General features: G+C 70.1%; 12 protein-coding genes. 2 read left to right on the top strand and 10 right to left on the bottom strand.

Translation table 11 applies throughout. From position 1 onward, the window contains the following. Window positions 1–11: 11 nt before the first annotated feature. The gene (dacB, locus tag ASC81_RS00190) at window positions 12–1,427 is read right to left on the bottom strand and encodes a D-alanyl-D-alanine carboxypeptidase/D-alanyl-D-alanine-endopeptidase (RefSeq protein WP_056261157.1); all 1,416 of its coding nucleotides are present in this window, start codon (window positions 1,425–1,427) and stop codon (window positions 12–14) included. Continuing rightward, window positions 1,427–2,359, bottom strand: coding sequence for an ornithine cyclodeaminase family protein (locus ASC81_RS00185; protein WP_056261154.1), 933 nt, complete (start codon window positions 2,357–2,359; stop codon window positions 1,427–1,429). Before ASC81_RS00185 ends, dacB begins: the two co-directional genes overlap by 1 nt. 207 nt (window positions 2,360–2,566) lie before the next feature. On the opposite strand from ASC81_RS00185, the gene ASC81_RS00180 reads away from it, so the two are divergent. Continuing rightward, complete coding sequence (locus ASC81_RS00180) at window positions 2,567–5,386, top strand: TonB-dependent receptor (RefSeq protein WP_056261152.1); 2,820 nt, start codon at window positions 2,567–2,569, stop codon at window positions 5,384–5,386. A gap of 113 nt (window positions 5,387–5,499) precedes the next feature. On the opposite strand, the gene ASC81_RS00175 is transcribed toward ASC81_RS00180, so the two are convergent. The 8 genes from ASC81_RS00175 to ASC81_RS00140 all read right to left on the bottom strand — a co-directional run bounded on the left by ASC81_RS00175 (window position 5,500) and on the right by ASC81_RS00140 (window position 13,569). Next, the gene (locus tag ASC81_RS00175) at window positions 5,500–6,411 is read right to left on the bottom strand and encodes an LD-carboxypeptidase (protein WP_056261148.1); all 912 of its coding nucleotides are present in this window, start codon (window positions 6,409–6,411) and stop codon (window positions 5,500–5,502) included. Next, the gene (locus tag ASC81_RS00170) at window positions 6,390–7,502 is read right to left on the bottom strand and encodes a serine hydrolase (RefSeq protein ID WP_056261145.1); all 1,113 of its coding nucleotides are present in this window, start codon (window positions 7,500–7,502) and stop codon (window positions 6,390–6,392) included. The genes ASC81_RS00175 and ASC81_RS00170 overlap by 22 nt, the downstream gene beginning before the upstream one ends. Then, a complete protein-coding gene (locus tag ASC81_RS00165; RefSeq protein ID WP_255354390.1) occupies window positions 7,499–8,824 on the bottom strand; it encodes a D-amino acid dehydrogenase in 1,326 nt (441 codons plus the stop codon). Before ASC81_RS00165 ends, ASC81_RS00170 begins: the two co-directional genes overlap by 4 nt. Window positions 8,825–8,861: 37 nt before the next feature. Then, the gene (locus tag ASC81_RS00160) at window positions 8,862–9,746 is read right to left on the bottom strand and encodes a hypothetical protein (protein WP_056261139.1); all 885 of its coding nucleotides are present in this window, start codon (window positions 9,744–9,746) and stop codon (window positions 8,862–8,864) included. Beyond that, entirely contained in the window at window positions 9,743–10,939 is a 1,197-nt protein-coding gene (locus ASC81_RS00155; protein WP_056261137.1) for an amino acid aminotransferase, read from the bottom strand. The genes ASC81_RS00160 and ASC81_RS00155 overlap by 4 nt, the downstream gene beginning before the upstream one ends. Window positions 10,940–11,004: 65 nt before the next feature. Beyond that, window positions 11,005–11,340 carry a hypothetical protein gene (locus tag ASC81_RS00150; RefSeq protein WP_156391599.1) on the bottom strand — a complete coding sequence of 112 codons (336 nt, stop codon included), beginning with the start codon at window positions 11,338–11,340 and terminating at the stop codon, window positions 11,005–11,007. Window positions 11,341–11,423: 83 nt separating this feature from the next. Next, entirely contained in the window at window positions 11,424–12,203 is a 780-nt protein-coding gene (locus ASC81_RS00145) for a vWA domain-containing protein (protein WP_235533521.1), read from the bottom strand. A 247-nt stretch (window positions 12,204–12,450) separates the two neighbouring features. After that, on the bottom strand, window positions 12,451–13,569 hold the full coding sequence (locus tag ASC81_RS00140) for a DUF2332 domain-containing protein (RefSeq protein WP_056261130.1): 1,119 nt from the start codon (window positions 13,567–13,569) through the stop codon (window positions 12,451–12,453). Between the two features lie 56 nt (window positions 13,570–13,625). Between ASC81_RS00140 and ASC81_RS00135 the strand changes: the two genes are divergently transcribed. Continuing rightward, entirely contained in the window at window positions 13,626–14,288 is a 663-nt protein-coding gene (locus ASC81_RS00135; RefSeq protein ID WP_056261125.1) for a Crp/Fnr family transcriptional regulator, read from the top strand. Window positions 14,289–14,383: the final 95 nt, after the last annotated feature.

The following is a 14,383-nucleotide window of genomic DNA, read 5'->3' as shown; positions in this document are numbered from 1 at the left end:
GCGGCCGGCCGTCAGCGTTGCCCTGCCACCCAGTTCACCAGCGCATCCAACACCGGCCGCCCCTTGACTGCAGCTTCGGGATGGTTGATGAGGGCGACGAACACCCAGGGCTTGCCGCTCGCGTCGGGCACGAAGCCGGCCAGGCCGACCGCATCGCGCAGCGTGCCGGTCTTGAGCCTCGCCTTGCCCGTCGCTGGGCCGTCCTTCAGGCGCCGCGTCAGCGTGCCGTCCACGCCTGCCAGCGGCAGCGTGCCCAGCAGCTCGGGCTGCTGCGCACCGGCATGCGCCGCGCGCAGCAGCGCGGCCAGCAGCGCCGGCGGGATGCGCTCGCTGCGCGACAGGCCCGAGCCGTTGTCCAGCACCAACCCGCGTGCGTCCAGCCCGCGGGCGGCGAACCAGTCGCGCACGACACGCTCGGCGGCGTCGCGCGTGGGCTCGCCGGGCCGGGCGGCGCGGGCGCCCAGCTGCAGGTAGACCAGCCGCGTCAAGGCGTTGTCGCTGCTCTTCATGACACTGCGCAGCACCTCGGCCAGCGGCCGGCCGCGGTGGCTGGCCAGCACGACCGCGCCGGCCGGTGCGGTGCTTTCCACGTCGCCCGCACCGAGCGTGCCGCCCAGCTCCTGCCACAGCAGCCGCACGGCGCGCGCGGTCAGCCACTGGCGGTCCAGCACATTCATGTCGCCACGCAGCTTGCAGCCGCGCGGGAAGCTGCCCAGCAGCTGCACGCGCAGCCCGTCCGCCGTCGGTTCGACACGGCTGGGTGCGAGTTTGTCGTTCCAGTCCTGGCAGCGGCTGTCGATCATCGTCAGCGCCGACGTGTCGACCTGCAGCCCGGGCAGGGCCGGCAGCGCGCGCGCCGTCACGGCATCCGCCGTCGAGGCGAACTCCAGGCTCAGCAGGCTGCCGTTGAAATGCAGGGCGTCGGGGATGACGTTGTAGGGCTGCTCGGGCGCGTCGTCGAAGGGCGGAAGGCCGATGTCGAAACGGCCGGGGTTGAACAGGCTGCGGTCGACGACGAGGCCGCCGCGGATCTCGCGCACGCCGCTCTCGCGCAACTGGCGCAACAGCCACCACAGGCTGGCCCAGTCCAGGTCCGGGTCGGCGCCGCCGCGCACGATCAAGGGGCCATCGATGACCCCGTCGACCGGCGGCGCCGCAGCCAGCAGCTCGGTGCGGCCACGATGGTTGATGCCGAGCTTGTCGAGCGCCACGACGGCCGTGACCAGCTTCATCGTCGAACCGGTGGCCATCGGGTCGTCGGCGCGGCGGGCCAGCGGCGGCCGCGACCCATCCAGCGGCTGCAGCACATAACCCAGGCTGTCGGCGGGCAGGCCGGCCTTGTCGAGCGCAGCCTGCACGGGGTCGGGCACCGAGGTGGTGGCGCAGCCCGTCAGCAGCAGCGCCATCGACACCAGCCAGGCACGCATCAGCACACCCCCAGGCGATGCGCCACCAAGCGTGCCAGGGCCACGTCTTCCAGCCCGATGCCCACGCTCTTGTAGACGACGATGTCCTGCGGTCCGCGCGAGCGCGGGCTGACGATCAGCGCGCCCAGTTCGACCAGGCGTTCGGCAGAGACAACGCCGGGTGCAGCTAGCACGATGTCACCGGCTTCCTGCTGCGCAGCGGTCAACCACTCCACGGCGACGAGGGCCGCGCGGCCCAGCAGCGTGTCGTCGAGCTCGCGGGCCGTCTTCGTGCTGGAACCCACGGCGGCGACAAAGGCGCCGGGCTTGACCAGGCCGCCATCAAACAGCGGCGTTGCCGAGCGCGTGGCGGTGGCGATCACGTCGGCCTCGGCGGCGGCGGTGACCGCATCGACCATCTTGGCCGCGATGCCGATCTGCGCCTCGATGTCCCGCGCGAAGCCTTCGCCGCCCGAGCGCGCGCAGACCAGCACGCGCTCGAAGCGGCGCACGCGGCACAGCGCCTCGGCGTGCGCGCGGCCCTGGATGCCGGCGCCGAAGATGGCCAGCGTGCGCGCCTCAGGCAACGCCAGCAGGTCCGCGGCGACGGCGCTGGCGGCGGCCGTGCGCAGGCGCGTGAACTCGTTGGCCTCCAGCGTCGCCAGCGCCGCCCCGGTCTCGGCCGAGAACAGGCTGACGAGGAAGTTGTACTTGCCGTTCCGCGCCGAATAGACCTTGGTGCCGAGCACGGCGGGCAGTTCACCGTCCCCGTCCAGGATGGCGCCCATCGCGCTGATAGCCAGCGCCGCGCCGCCCTGGCTGCTGGTCGCGCGGTGGCGGGCCAGCACCTGCGCCTGGCCGCGGCCGTGCTGGGCGAAGGCGGCGTGCAGGGCGTTGCGGGCGTCGTCGGGTTCAAGCACGGCCGCCACTTCGGCCTCGGTGATCAGTCGCATCGCGGGACTCCAGAACAGGTTGCGCGGCACTGTAGAGGGGCCGCGCGCACCGCGGCCGTGCTTTCCTGCCAGCACACATTCCCGCAGGTTATGTGCCGCGCACAAGCATTCATTGAACGGCGCGCAACACCTGGGGTGCGGCCCCCTGGGCGGGCAGGGGCGCGGCGGCGAACATCGCCGGCAATTGAATCAAAAGGAGTCGTTGCGATGAAGTTGAAGCGTCTGGTGACACAGCTGGCCATCCTCGGCCTCGGGGCTCACGTCGGTGCGGCACTTGCGCAAAACGACGGCAAGAGGCTGGAGCGCGTCGAGGTGACCGGGTCCAGCATCAAGCGCATCGCGGGCGAGGGTGCGCTGCCGGTGCAGGTCATCACGGCTGCCGACCTCAGCGGCCGCGGCCTGGTCACCGCCGAGGACATGCTGCGCCAGCTGGGCATCAACGGCACGGGCGCCGACAGCGCCATCTCCAACAACAATGTCTTCGGCTCCGACACCGACCGCCTGACCGGCGGCTCGGCCAATGCCAATCTGCGCGGCTTCGGCCCCGGCAGCACGCTGGTGCTGTTGAACGGCCGGCGCATCTCCGCCCAGGGCATGAGCGGCGGCGCGGTCGACCTGAACGCCATCCCGATGGCGGCCATCTCGCGCATCGAGATCCTCAAGGATGGCGCGTCGGCCATCTACGGCACCGACGCCATCGGTGGCGTCATCAACTTCATCCTGAAGAAGGACCTCATCGGGGCCGACATCAAGGTCGACTTCTCGCAGCCGTTGGAGTCCAGCGCCGGCACGACGCGCCGTGCCAGCCTGACGGGCGGCATGGGCTCGCTCGAGCAGGACCGTTTCAACGTGATGGGCAGCCTGTCCGTGGAGAGCAACGACGTGCTGCGCGGCCGTGACCGCGACTGGGCCAACGGCTTCCAGCCCGACCGGCGGCTGTCGCCGGACTCGTCCAGCCACCCCTTCGCCAACGTGCTGGGCAACTCCAGCACCGTGGCGGGCACGGCGCTGGGCGGCGCCTCCGGCACGGCCGGCTCCACGGTCGGCACGGGTGACCCGGTCAGGTACACCCGCATCAACCTGCTCGCCCTGACCGACGACTGCAGCGACATCGAGACCGGCGTGCGCTACCAAGCCCAGCTCTGGAACGCGACGGCACCGTCCACCAAGTACCTGTGCAACACCGACTACGGCCGCCAGTACATGCTGTCTCCCAAGAAGGAGGCCTACAACCTGGTCACCCGCGGCAACCTCGCCCTCAGCGACAACCACACCGCCTTTGTCGAGCTGACGGCTTCGCGCACCGCTGTCACGGCCGAGCTGACGCCCAGTCAGTTCAGCACCACCAATGCCGCCAACAACCACTACCCCGTCAGTGGCCCGCACTACCTGAACCTGCAGGCTGCCGGCGTCAACCAGTTCGACCCGACCAAGCCCATCGCCTATCGCTGGCGCATGCAGGACTTCGGCTATCGCACACTGGAGAACGTGGCGGAGAACAAGCGCCTGCTGGTCGGCCTGGACGGCGTCGTCGGCGCCTACGACTACAAGCTCGGCCTGTCCACCGCCAAGGCCGAGGGCTGGACCAACCTCGTCGACGGCTACGCCAACATGGGACGACTGAACGACGCGCTGCGCACCGGCAAGATCAACCCCTGGGTAAAACCGGGCGAGAAGCAGTCGGCTGAGGCGATGACGCTGATCGAGTCCATCAAGGACCGTGGCCGCCTGCAGGGGGGCAACACGACGCTGCAGCAGTTCGACGGCGCTCTCTCCGGCGAGCTGATGAAGCTGCCGGCCGGACCGCTGGACTTCGCGGTGGGCTTCGATCTGCGCCGCGAGACGTTCGAGTTCATGCCCGAAACGGGCACCTTCACCTGCAGCGACAGTCTGGCCGATGCACTGACGGCGTCCGACGCCAGCAAGTCCAAGATCGTCTACAACTGCCCGGGCAATTCGGCCATCCCGGAGGTGACGCGCGACGTCAAGGCGGTCTACGCCGAGCTGGCCGTGCCGGTGTTCAAGGGGCTGGACCTGCAGCTCGCCGTACGCCATGACAAGTACAGCGACTTCGGCGGCACGACCAACCCGAAGATCGCCTTCCGTTACCAGCCTGCCGAGCAGTTGCTGTTCCGCGGCTCGGTCAACACCGGCTTCAAGGCGCCGACGTTCCAGCAGCTCAGCCCCAACATCGCGCCGCGCCTGGACACTGCCGACTGGCCGGACCCGACGCTGTGCCCCACCGACCCGACGCAATGCACGCTGCGCGTGAACTACATCGACTCCGGCAACCCCAGCCTGACGCCGGAGAAGTCCAAGCAGGGCACGCTGGGCGTCGTCGTCTCGCCGATCAGCGACGTGACGCTGTACGTTGACTACTGGCGCGTCGACCTCGATGACCGCATCAAGAAGCTGACGCTGAGCGAGCTGAAGAACAACTACGCCATTTTCTCGGACCGCTTCAAGCGCGACGCCGGCGGCAAGGTCACGCTCGTGGAAGCCGGCTGGGTCAACGCCGCCGACAGCTCAACCCGCGGCATCGACTGGGGTGCCAGCTACCAACTCAAGCTCGCCTCAGGCTTGTGGAAGACCAACATCAACGGCACCCACATGCTCAGCCACAAGGAGCGCACCATCGCCACCCAGCCACTGGTCGAGCAGGTCGGCGAATTCGGCACACGCACCCTTTACCTGCGCAACAAGTTCACCGCCGACGTGGGCTGGGCGCGCGACAGCTGGGCCGCCACGTTGAGCATGGTCTACAAGTCCGGCTACAACGACGAGGACCTGACTCGCTTCGGCACGCCGCGCCGCAAGATCGACAGCTACACGACCTTCAACCTGTTCGCGTCTTACACCGGCATCAAGAACCTGACGCTGACCGCCGGCCTGCGCAACCTGACTGACGAGAAGCCGCCGTTCACGTATCACAACGTCGACAACGTCGTCGGCGCCGGCTGGGACCCACGCGTGGCTGACCCGTCCGGCCGCACGCTGGCCGTGTCGGCCAGCTACAGCTTCCGCTGATCTGCTGAACTCCCTGCCCGGCTTCGAGGCCGGCATTCACCAGCCCCGCTCGACGGGGCTGTTTTTTTGGCGCGGCAGAAGACTCGCCTGCGCCGTTGCAGTCGAGCAGGTTGCTAACGGAGAGTCAGCGTTCCTGCCGCCACATCCATTTCGGCGGCAAGACCGAGCGGCAGCGGCCGGTTCGGCTGTCCGTGGCCCGCTGGCCAGCCGGCCAGCACGGGGCAGCGCAGCCGCGGCAGGTGGTCGGCCAGCACGGCGTCCGGGGCCTCCGCGCCGCTGAAGCTGCCGACCACGAGGCCGGCGATGCGGTCCAGCACGCCGGCCAGGCGCAGCTGGCTCAGCATGCGGTCGACGCGGTAGGGCTCCTCGCTGATGTCCTCGATGAAGAGCAAGGCGCCATCGACGTCGGGCATGAAGGGCGTGCCAAGCAGGGCGCAGAACATCGCCAGGTTGCCGCCGATCAGGCGGCCCCGCACCGGCCCGACGCAGCCGCCGTGGCTGAGTTCATGCGGCTCGGCGCGGCCGAGCCCGTCACCGCTGCGCCAGCCGCGCGCCAGGCCCGTGAACAGCGCATCCGTGTCGGCGTCGGCGCCGGGCAGACCCCAGTCGCTGGCCGGCATCGGCGCGTGCAGAGACGGGATGCCGGCGTTGCTGCGCAGGGCATGGAGGACGGTGAGGTCGCTGTAGCCGATCAGCAGCTTGCGGCTGGCGGCGAGCAGGCGCAAGTCCAGCGCGTCGAGCAGGCGGATGCAGCCCGAGCCGCCGCGCAGCGCCAGCACCACGTCGATCTCGGGGTCGGCAAAGGCGGTGTGGACATCGGCCAGGCGCACGGCATCCGGCGCGGCCAGGAAATCCAATGGCGGTGGACCGAAGCAGCTCGGCAGCAGCCGCGGCACATAGCCGCGCTCGCTCAGCCAGCCCTCCACCGGCGCCAGCCGCCCCGGTTTCGGCGGGCCGGCCGGCGCGATGACGGCGATGTGCGCGCCGGGCCGCAGCGGCGGGATCAGGTATTGGTCTTCAGCCATGCATGGATGGCCGCGCCCAGGGCCGGCAGCCTCCAGGTCGTCGACGCCTCGGGATGGGGCGCGTAGCGCGTGCCCAGGCTGGTCGTCACGGCGATCAGATAGTGCAGGCCCGTGGCGTCGTCGTGCACGATGCCGGCGTCGCTGCCGTAGTTCTGCGTGTTTCCGGTCTTGTGCGCAAAGCGCGCCGGGATGCCGGGCACCCAGCCAGGCAGCGTGCGCAGCGACTCGCTGCTGAGGTTGTGGTGCAGCTTCTGCGAGTCCAGCGTGCGGCGCAGGACGTCGCGGCTCGCGGCGCTGACGAGGGGCGGTGCGTCCGCTGGCAGCCAGTGCGGCGGCGGCGCGCCGGCATCCAGCCGCCAGATCAGGCGCAGCGCATCCCAGGCCGTCATCTGGATCTGGCCCACCCCCGAGCCGGCGCCATTGCCCCAGCCGCCGTCGGCCCGGGTGTTGGCGATCCTCAGGCCCGGCAGGCGCTCGGCCGCGAAGAGATCATGCAGTTCGTTGTGTCCGTCGCGGCCGGACTCCCGGCGGATGGCGCCGCGCTCGTGCAGGTGGGCTACCAGCGCCGAGGTGGCCTCGTTGCTGCTGACCGTGATCATGTCGAACAGCCAGTCGGCCGAGGGTCGGGTCTTGCCGGCATGCGTCAGCGGCAGCGCCCAATCGCTGCGGCCCTGGTCGACGAGGCGCGCCACGCCGACGGCGACCATCACCTTGAGCAGCGAGGCCGGATAGGGCGCGACGAAGCGCGGGCCGCTGCCGAACCAGGCGGGGAAGGCGATGCGACGCCAGTCCGAGCCGGGCAGCCAGGCGATGGAGTCGCCGGCGGCATCGCGCACATCGGCGTGGAAGGCGACGTTGTCGACCGCGCCGGTCGTGGCGTCGAAGCTGGCAACCAGGCCGTTCGGATGCTCGCGCGAGAACAGCACGTTGGCACAGACCGGCGCCGCGCCGCGGGGGAACACCGCGACGGCGAGGTCGACGCTGGGATGCCAGCCAAGCGGGGCGCCGCCCTGCAGCTGGTCGGGCGTGGTCTCGAAACGCTGCGCCAGGACGGCGGTACGCAGAGCGTCGGCGAGGTCACTCGAAGTCACAGGCTCAGGCCTTCCAGCGGCAGCGGACTGGCACGCCCGGACACCAGCTCGGCCACGATATTGGCCGTGGCGAACGAGAAGGTGAAGCCAAGTGGGCCGTGGCCCACGTTGAGCCACAGATGCGGCACGCCGCTGTTGCCGACGATGGGCGCACTGTTGGGTGTGGCCGGGCGCAGGCCGGCCCAGGGCGTGGCGCGGTCGAAGTCCGCCGCGTGCGGGAAAGTGGCGCGCACCGAGCGCTGCAGAGAAGCCAGCCGCCGGGGGTCGATGGACTCGTCGTCGCCGACCAGGTCCACCATCGCGGCCACGCGCAGGTCGCTGCCGATGCGGGCGTAAAGGATCTTGCGCTCGAAGTCGGTCACGCTGACCTCGGGTGGGCGGTGCGCCGCGCCGATGGGCGCCGTCAGGCTGTAGCCCTTGAGCGGATAGATCGGCAGGCGCACGCCGAGCGTCGCGGCCAGCGCGCGGCTTTGCAGCCCGGCGGCCAGCACGACTTCGTCGGCCGCCAGCTCGCCCGCGGCGGTGCGCACGCCGCGCACGGCGCCGGCTGCATCGACGGCGAACCCGGTGACCGCCGTGGCCAGCCGGCCGCGAAAGCCCGCATGCCGGCACAGCCGCGCATACAGCTCGGCGCAGAAGGCATGGCAGTCGGCCACCGCCTCGCCGGGCGTGAAGATGCCGCCGGCCAACGTGGCTTCGGTGTCCGCGAGCGCCGGTTCCAGCGCCACGCAGTCGTCATGCGACAGCGCCTGCTCGGACGCGCTGCCCTTAACGCGTGCCGCCACGCCGGCGAACTCGGCGGGCTTGCGGTAGACGACAAGCTTGCCGGGCGCCCGCAGCGCGAGGGTGTCGCCCAGTTGCGCCTCGGCCAGCAGCCGCGCGAATGAAGCCTGGCTGTAAGCACCCAGGGCCAGCAGACGCTCGGTGGTGCGGCGGTTGACGGGGCCGCGGCAGTTGCGCAAAAAGGCGATCAGCCAGGACCATTGCGCCCAGCTGGCCTCGGGCTTGAAACGCAGCGGGCCGTCGGGGTCGAGCAGCCAGCGCAGCGCCTTCAGCGGCACACCGGCGTCGGCCAGTGGCGACACATAGCGATAGCTCAACTGGCCGCCATTGGCGCGGCTGGCGCCCTGGGCCACCGCCTCGTCGCGCTCGACCAGCGTGACGCCGTGGCCACGCTCCAGCAGCGCCCAGGCGGTGGTCAAGCCCACCACGCCGCCGCCGATCACCACGCAATGCTTCATCCTGCCCTGGACTTCCTGAAACTGCCGGCAGCGTAAAGACGCCAGGGGGGCGCTGCCAATGAAACCGGCAGCCACGGTCATAACCGTGCGACATGGGCACGCGGCGGGTTCGGCGCGCTCAGAGCCCGGGCGTCGGCCGGGCGCGTTGCTTGAAGAAGGCGTCCCAGGCCTCGCGGTAGCCGCGCTGGACGTCGGACGGCAGCGAGATGCGCAGGGTGTCGCGCAACATCGCGGCGCCCTCGGGGGTGCCCAGGGCAGCGTCGATGAGACGGATGGCCGCGCGGCCCCACGGCGTGCGGGGGCAGGCAATGCCGCTGATGACGGGTTCGCTGGCGCCCTTGATGGGCAGCGCGACCAGCGGCATGTCGGCCTCGGCACCACCAGCGAGGCTTACCAGCATGTTGGGCGCGTCGAGGGTGTAGTCGGCCCGGTTCTGGATGAGCATGGGCAGCAGGTTGCTGCCGTAATCACCACCGAACACGCCCTGCCGCTGCGCGCTGGCGGTCGGGGCGCTGAGCATGGCGTCCAGCGCCGAGCCATAGCTGCGCCCCTGGGTGAAGACGCCGCGCAGCGATGCGTCGGCGAGCAGGGCTTCCAGATCGACGGCGCCGCGCGCGTCCACCGGCAGCGCGGCGCGACGGTCCTGGCGCACGATGAGCTGGGTGGGCGGCACCAGCCAGGTGTTGGTGAAGTAGGCCAGGCGCTCGCGCTCCGGCGTGCGGGCGGCGCCGGCATGACAGGCCTGCTGCCGCTCGCGGATCAGCGCCCAGCTGCGCTCGGCATTGGCCACGACGGGCTTGAACACCACCCCGGGCAGCTGCGCCTGCAGCCACTGTGTCAGCTCCTCGGCCGGGCGGCGCATGCGCTCGCCGTCCGGCACTGTCATGGTGTTGCTGACGATCCAGGTGATGGCCTCGACTTCGGGCGCTTGCCCAGCCAGACCCGGGGCGGCCGCGCAGGCCAGCGCAAGGCCGGCCGCCTGCCTAAGCACTTTCAGCCTCAACCCGCGAGCACCGCGGCCATGGCCTCGGCCGTGGCCTCGACGTTGCGCGTGTTCAGACCGGCCACGCACATGCGGCCGGAGCGGAGGATGTAGACGCCGAACTCGGTCTTCAGCCGCTCGGCCTGCTCTGGCGTCAGGCCGGTGTAGCTGAACATGCCGCGCTGGGTCAGGAAGTAGTTGAAGTCGCGGCCCGGCAGCTTGGCGGCAAGCACGCGGTGCAGCTCGCGGCGCATGGACTGGATGCGCTCGCGCATGTCGGCCACCTCGGCCTCCCACATCGCGCGCAGGGTCGGGTCGGTCAGCACGCGGGCGACGATCTGGCCGCCGTGCATCGGCGGGTTGGAGTAGTTGCGGCGGATCATGAACTTCATCTGCCCGAGCACGCGCGCCGCCTGGTCGGCATCGGGGCAGACCACGCTCAAACCACCGCAGCGCTCGCCGTACAGGCTCATGCTCTTGGAGAAGCTGTTGGCGATCAGGAAGGCCAGGCCCTCGTCGGCCAGCAGGCGCGGCGCGAAGGCGTCTGCCTCGATGCCGTCGCCGTAGCCCTGGTAGGCCAGGTCCAGAAAGGGCAGCAACTGGCGCTCGCGGATGACCGGCACGAGGGCACGCCACTGGTCCTGCGTCAGGTCGACGCCGGTGGGGTTGTGGCAGCAGGCGTGCATCAGCACGATGCTGCGCGCCGGCAGGCCCTTGAAGAAGGCCAGCATCTCGTCGAAACGCAGGCCGCCGGTGCCCGGGTCGTAGTAGGGATAGGTCTCGCAACTGTGGCCCGAGCCCTCGAAGACGGCGCGGTGGTTGTCCCAGGTCGGGTCGGACAGATAGAGCTTGCTGTCCGGGAAATAGCGCTTCAGCAGGTCGGCGCCCACCTTGAGGCCGCCGCTGGAGCCGACGCCCTGGATGGTGGCGACGCGGCCGGCCTGGATGGCAGGATGGTCGGCGCCGAACAGCAGCGCCTGCACGGCGCTGCGGAAGTTGGCGGCGCCCTCCATGGGCAAATAGGGCCGCGCACCGGCAGCCTCGACGACCGCCAGTTCCGCCTTGCGCACCGACGGCAGCATGGGGATTCGGCCATCGTTGTCGAAATAGATGCCGATGGACAGATTGATCTTGCCGGCGCGCGGATCCTTCTGGAAAGCCTCGTTGAGGCTCAGGATGGGGTCGCCGGCGTAGGCATCGACATGCTCGAACATGGGTGGGGCTCCGTTGGGGAGGCCCGATTATCGGAGGCGCCGTCCGGCCGACGCCCGCTCGCCGCTCAACGCGCCTTGCGCAGTTCCATCAGATGCTGGGAGTCGTGGATCCAGACGGCACGCGCGGCGCCGGCGGCGCTCTTGGGCAGGTCCTTGTCGATGGCGGGCGCCTTGGGCGGCAGCTTGCTGGCGTCTTCCCAGATCCAGGCGTTGCAGACCTTTTTGTCCTTGCAGGCGGCCATGCCGGCGGCCTTCAACGCCGCTTGGTCGGTGTTGGCGCTGCACAGCACCAGGGCCACCTGTTCGCTGCGGTCCGTGGTGCTGCAGCTGGCGTGGACGGCGCTAGCCCCGATCAGGCCTAGCAGGCTGGCGACGACGACGCGCGAGGCAGAAATTCGCATGGCAGTAGCTTTCGGGTTCGGAAACAAAAAGACCGGCCAAAGGCCGGTCTCGATCATCCGCCTAAACGACGGAAAGGGAGACGTCAGGCCTTGCGGCTGCGGCGGGCAACGCCCAGAAGGCCCAGGGTCAGGCCGACCAGGGCCAGGGAGCCCGGCTCCGGCAGACGGTTGACGATGATGGCTTGCAACTTGGCGTTGATGGCCACGGGGAAATCAGCGAAGTTGTTGACTTGGAGGACCCACGGATTAGCAGCGCTCATCGGATCGGTGGGGATGCTTCCGTCCGGCAGGATGACGCCGCAGCCGGCGTTGACGGCGCAAAGGGGCGAGAACACCATCTGAGCAATCGAGGGAGCGGCGCCCGCTGTGCCGATGGCCTCAGCCGTCAGGGCATCGATGCCCCTGGCCCGAGCCGCAGCCGCGGCGGCAATGGCGTCAGCTTGGCTGTTAGGCACGCCGTCCGTGGCGAGGTTGATGATGGAACGCAGGCCGGCGTTGTAGTTGCCCGAGCCAAGCATCGCGGCCGAGATGTCATTGATGCCATCAGCGGTATTGGTGCCGCCACCGACGTAGGAGAAGGCGGTGAGGGCGTTGGTGATCGTGGTGATATCGGCCGCACTCGACACGACAAGGGGCGCCACAAGCACCGCAGCGTTGGTCGAGAAGGTGTAGATGGTCACCTCGACGCTGCCATCCGTGGGCAAGGCGCCCAAAGCGGAGATGTAACCGCTTCGCATGAGGTTGAAGTTGGCCGTGCCGATGCTGCCTGAGGCATCGATCAGGAAGCCAAGCTGAGTGGTCGGCGCCGCGGACGCGGAGAAGGTGGCGGTGGCAAGGGCCAGGGAGGCCAGGGCGCCGCGCATGAAGCGGGAAATGATTGACATGACTTGCTCGACTGTTGGGTTGGAAGGGCGGAATCTTCCCGGCCTGCAGGGCTCCCCCCTGGTGTTCTGACTGCGTCGCCCTTGACGAACCCTGCAGGCCGGTTAAACCCTATAACGCATCAGCCGTGCCAAATAAAAAATCTTCGCGCGATCAAGGACTTATGCGTGCCAGCGTGGCCGCGCTTTACAGAACTGCAAAGCGCGCCGACACCCTAGTTCGTCGGTTCTAGGGGCAAACATTGCGCCACGCCACCCAACGTCCGTGCGGATGCGACCAGCCCAAGACGCTTTCGGCGATGCGCCGGCGGGCCAACCAACGCAGGGTCCACAGCGTCGCCGACGAGGCGAGCTCGCCGGGCGGCAGGGCGGGCAGCGACGGCACCGTTGCATCGCGCGCGCTCAGGGCCGGCAGCTCGCCGCAGATCCAGGCCAGGCCATGGCTCAGTGCCAGGCAGTCCACCGTCTCGCGCAGCCGCGCTAGGTCGGTCTCGCTGAGGTAGTACAGCACCCAGCTTGTCAGCAACACCGGCTGGACGCCGGCGGGCAGCGCCTGAAGCCAGGGCTCGATGGCGCTGATGCAGTCGCTCGATTGCGTCAGCGTGAAGGGCAGATGCCGCAGTTGGAAAGCCGCCCGCGCCAGGCGTTCCCGTCGGGCGGCGTCGTGGGGCCAAAGGCAGGCTTGCAGCCAGCGCAGCCGCACGGGATCGGCCACGTCGACGGGTGCGGGGTCCAACCCGTGGCGCAGCGCGAGCCGCCAGTGCGCGGCAGCCGGCGGGGGCGACCCGCCCAGCCAGCGCGACTCGATCTCCGCCCGTTGACCGTCACTCGCTGGGCCGCGCGGATGCCAGGCGCCGTCATCGCCGCGATAGCGAAGCGCGTACTCGTCCACGCCGAGGTTGAGGCCGGCGCTGCAACCGAAGTCGAGCAAGGCGAGATCGCGGGCAGCGGTCGCGTTCGCTGCTGCTTCCAGGGCCGGCCATACCGCCGCACAGCGAGCGATTTCGTTGGTCTGCGTGGCGCCATGTCGCAGATGCCGCAGCAGCGTCGGCCACTCCCGCGCCAGGCAATCGCGAAGTGCCGCTGCCAGGCCGGCGTCAGGCGCGCGGCTGCCATCCGCGCTGCGGTAGTAGGCCGCCAGCTCGCGCGCGGCGCCCGCCAGCACACGCTCGTGCAGGGCGGCCAGCAGGAGGTTGGGCTTGCGCTGCTCGGGCGGTGCCTCGGCCAGCAGCGCCAGCGCCCGCTCATCGTCGGCAGCCGTGGCGCACAGCGCGGCGTAGAGCGGTTCCTGGACGCACTGCTCCTCTCCGAAACGGCGCAACAGGTTGGACAGATCGGCGTTTGACATCGCGCCAGCATAGGCAGGCCGGGCAGCGGCCTGTGTCGGCCAGCCGACAATGCGGCATGTCTGACGACGATGCGCTGTGGCGGACGCTGGGGGCCAGCTTCCCGGGCTTGGCACTGCCGCCCGAGGTTGCCGCGCGGCTGCCGGTGCTGTTGGGTCGCCGATGCCTGAGCGACGGGCGCAGCCTCTTCATGCAGGGCCACCGGCCAACGGCCTTCTATGCGGTGATCGCAGGGGAGATGGAGACCCGCTTCACCGGCATCGATGGCACGGTGTCGGTCATCGAGCACGTCGGCCCGCCGCGGCTGTTCGGCCTGGCGGCTTTCGCGGCCGGCCAGCCGGCCGGCTATGAGGCCGTCGCCCGGGGCGCCTGCGAGGTGCTGGTCATCGGCCGCGAGGCCTACCAGCTGCTGATGGACGAAGCCCCGGGCTTTGCACGCGCGCTGCTGGCCGAGTTCGCGCGCCGGTATGACGGCACGTTGCGGCTGCTGCAGGCTGCGCGCCACCAGGCCGCACCCGAGCGCTTCCTGTTGGCGCTGGCCCAGCTGGCGCGTGAACGTGGCCGCGCCACGGGCGGCGGCTGGACGGAGGTGGCGGCCACGCAGACCGAGCTGGCCCGTCTGGCGCATGTGTCGCGCCAGACGGCCAACGAGCTGCTGGCTGTCGCGGAGGCCGCCGGCCAGATCAGGCGCGGGCGTGGCCGCTGGCTTTGGCGGCCGTAGCGAGCCGTTCAAGCAGTGCGTGCAGGACGCACGCTCGCCCGATGCGTTACACGCCGCCGCGGCGTGCTTTGCCCCTAATGTGCCAACTGCCGGGC

This window comes from Pelomonas sp. Root405 (assembly GCF_001425165.1).
Taxonomy (GTDB): Bacteria; Pseudomonadota; Gammaproteobacteria; order Burkholderiales; family Burkholderiaceae_C; genus Pelomonas.
Note: the sequence above shows the minus strand (reverse complement) of the source record. Positions and strands in the feature narration are given on the sequence as shown.

Coding starts and splice junctions, on each gene's coding strand:
- ASC81_RS00155 (WP_056261137.1), bottom strand. CDS start 10,939: ATGTTCGAGCATGTCGATGCCTACGCCGGCGACCCCATCCTGAGCCTC.
- ASC81_RS00180 (WP_056261152.1), top strand. CDS start 2,567: ATGAAGTTGAAGCGTCTGGTGACACAGCTGGCCATCCTCGGCCTCGGG.
- ASC81_RS00140 (WP_056261130.1), bottom strand. CDS start 13,569: ATGTCAAACGCCGATCTGTCCAACCTGTTGCGCCGTTTCGGAGAGGAG.
- ASC81_RS00175 (WP_056261148.1), bottom strand. CDS start 6,411: ATGGCTGAAGACCAATACCTGATCCCGCCGCTGCGGCCCGGCGCGCAC.
- ASC81_RS00165 (WP_255354390.1), bottom strand. CDS start 8,824: ATGACCGTGGCTGCCGGTTTCATTGGCAGCGCCCCCCTGGCGTCTTTA.
- ASC81_RS00150 (WP_156391599.1), bottom strand. CDS start 11,340: ATGCGAATTTCTGCCTCGCGCGTCGTCGTCGCCAGCCTGCTAGGCCTG.
- ASC81_RS00135 (WP_056261125.1), top strand. CDS start 13,626: ATGTCTGACGACGATGCGCTGTGGCGGACGCTGGGGGCCAGCTTCCCG.
- ASC81_RS00185 (WP_056261154.1), bottom strand. CDS start 2,359: ATGCGACTGATCACCGAGGCCGAAGTGGCGGCCGTGCTTGAACCCGAC.
- ASC81_RS00145 (WP_235533521.1), bottom strand. CDS start 12,203: ATGCGCGGCGCCCTGGCCTCCCTGGCCCTTGCCACCGCCACCTTCTCC.
- dacB (WP_056261157.1), bottom strand. CDS start 1,427: ATGCGTGCCTGGCTGGTGTCGATGGCGCTGCTGCTGACGGGCTGCGCC.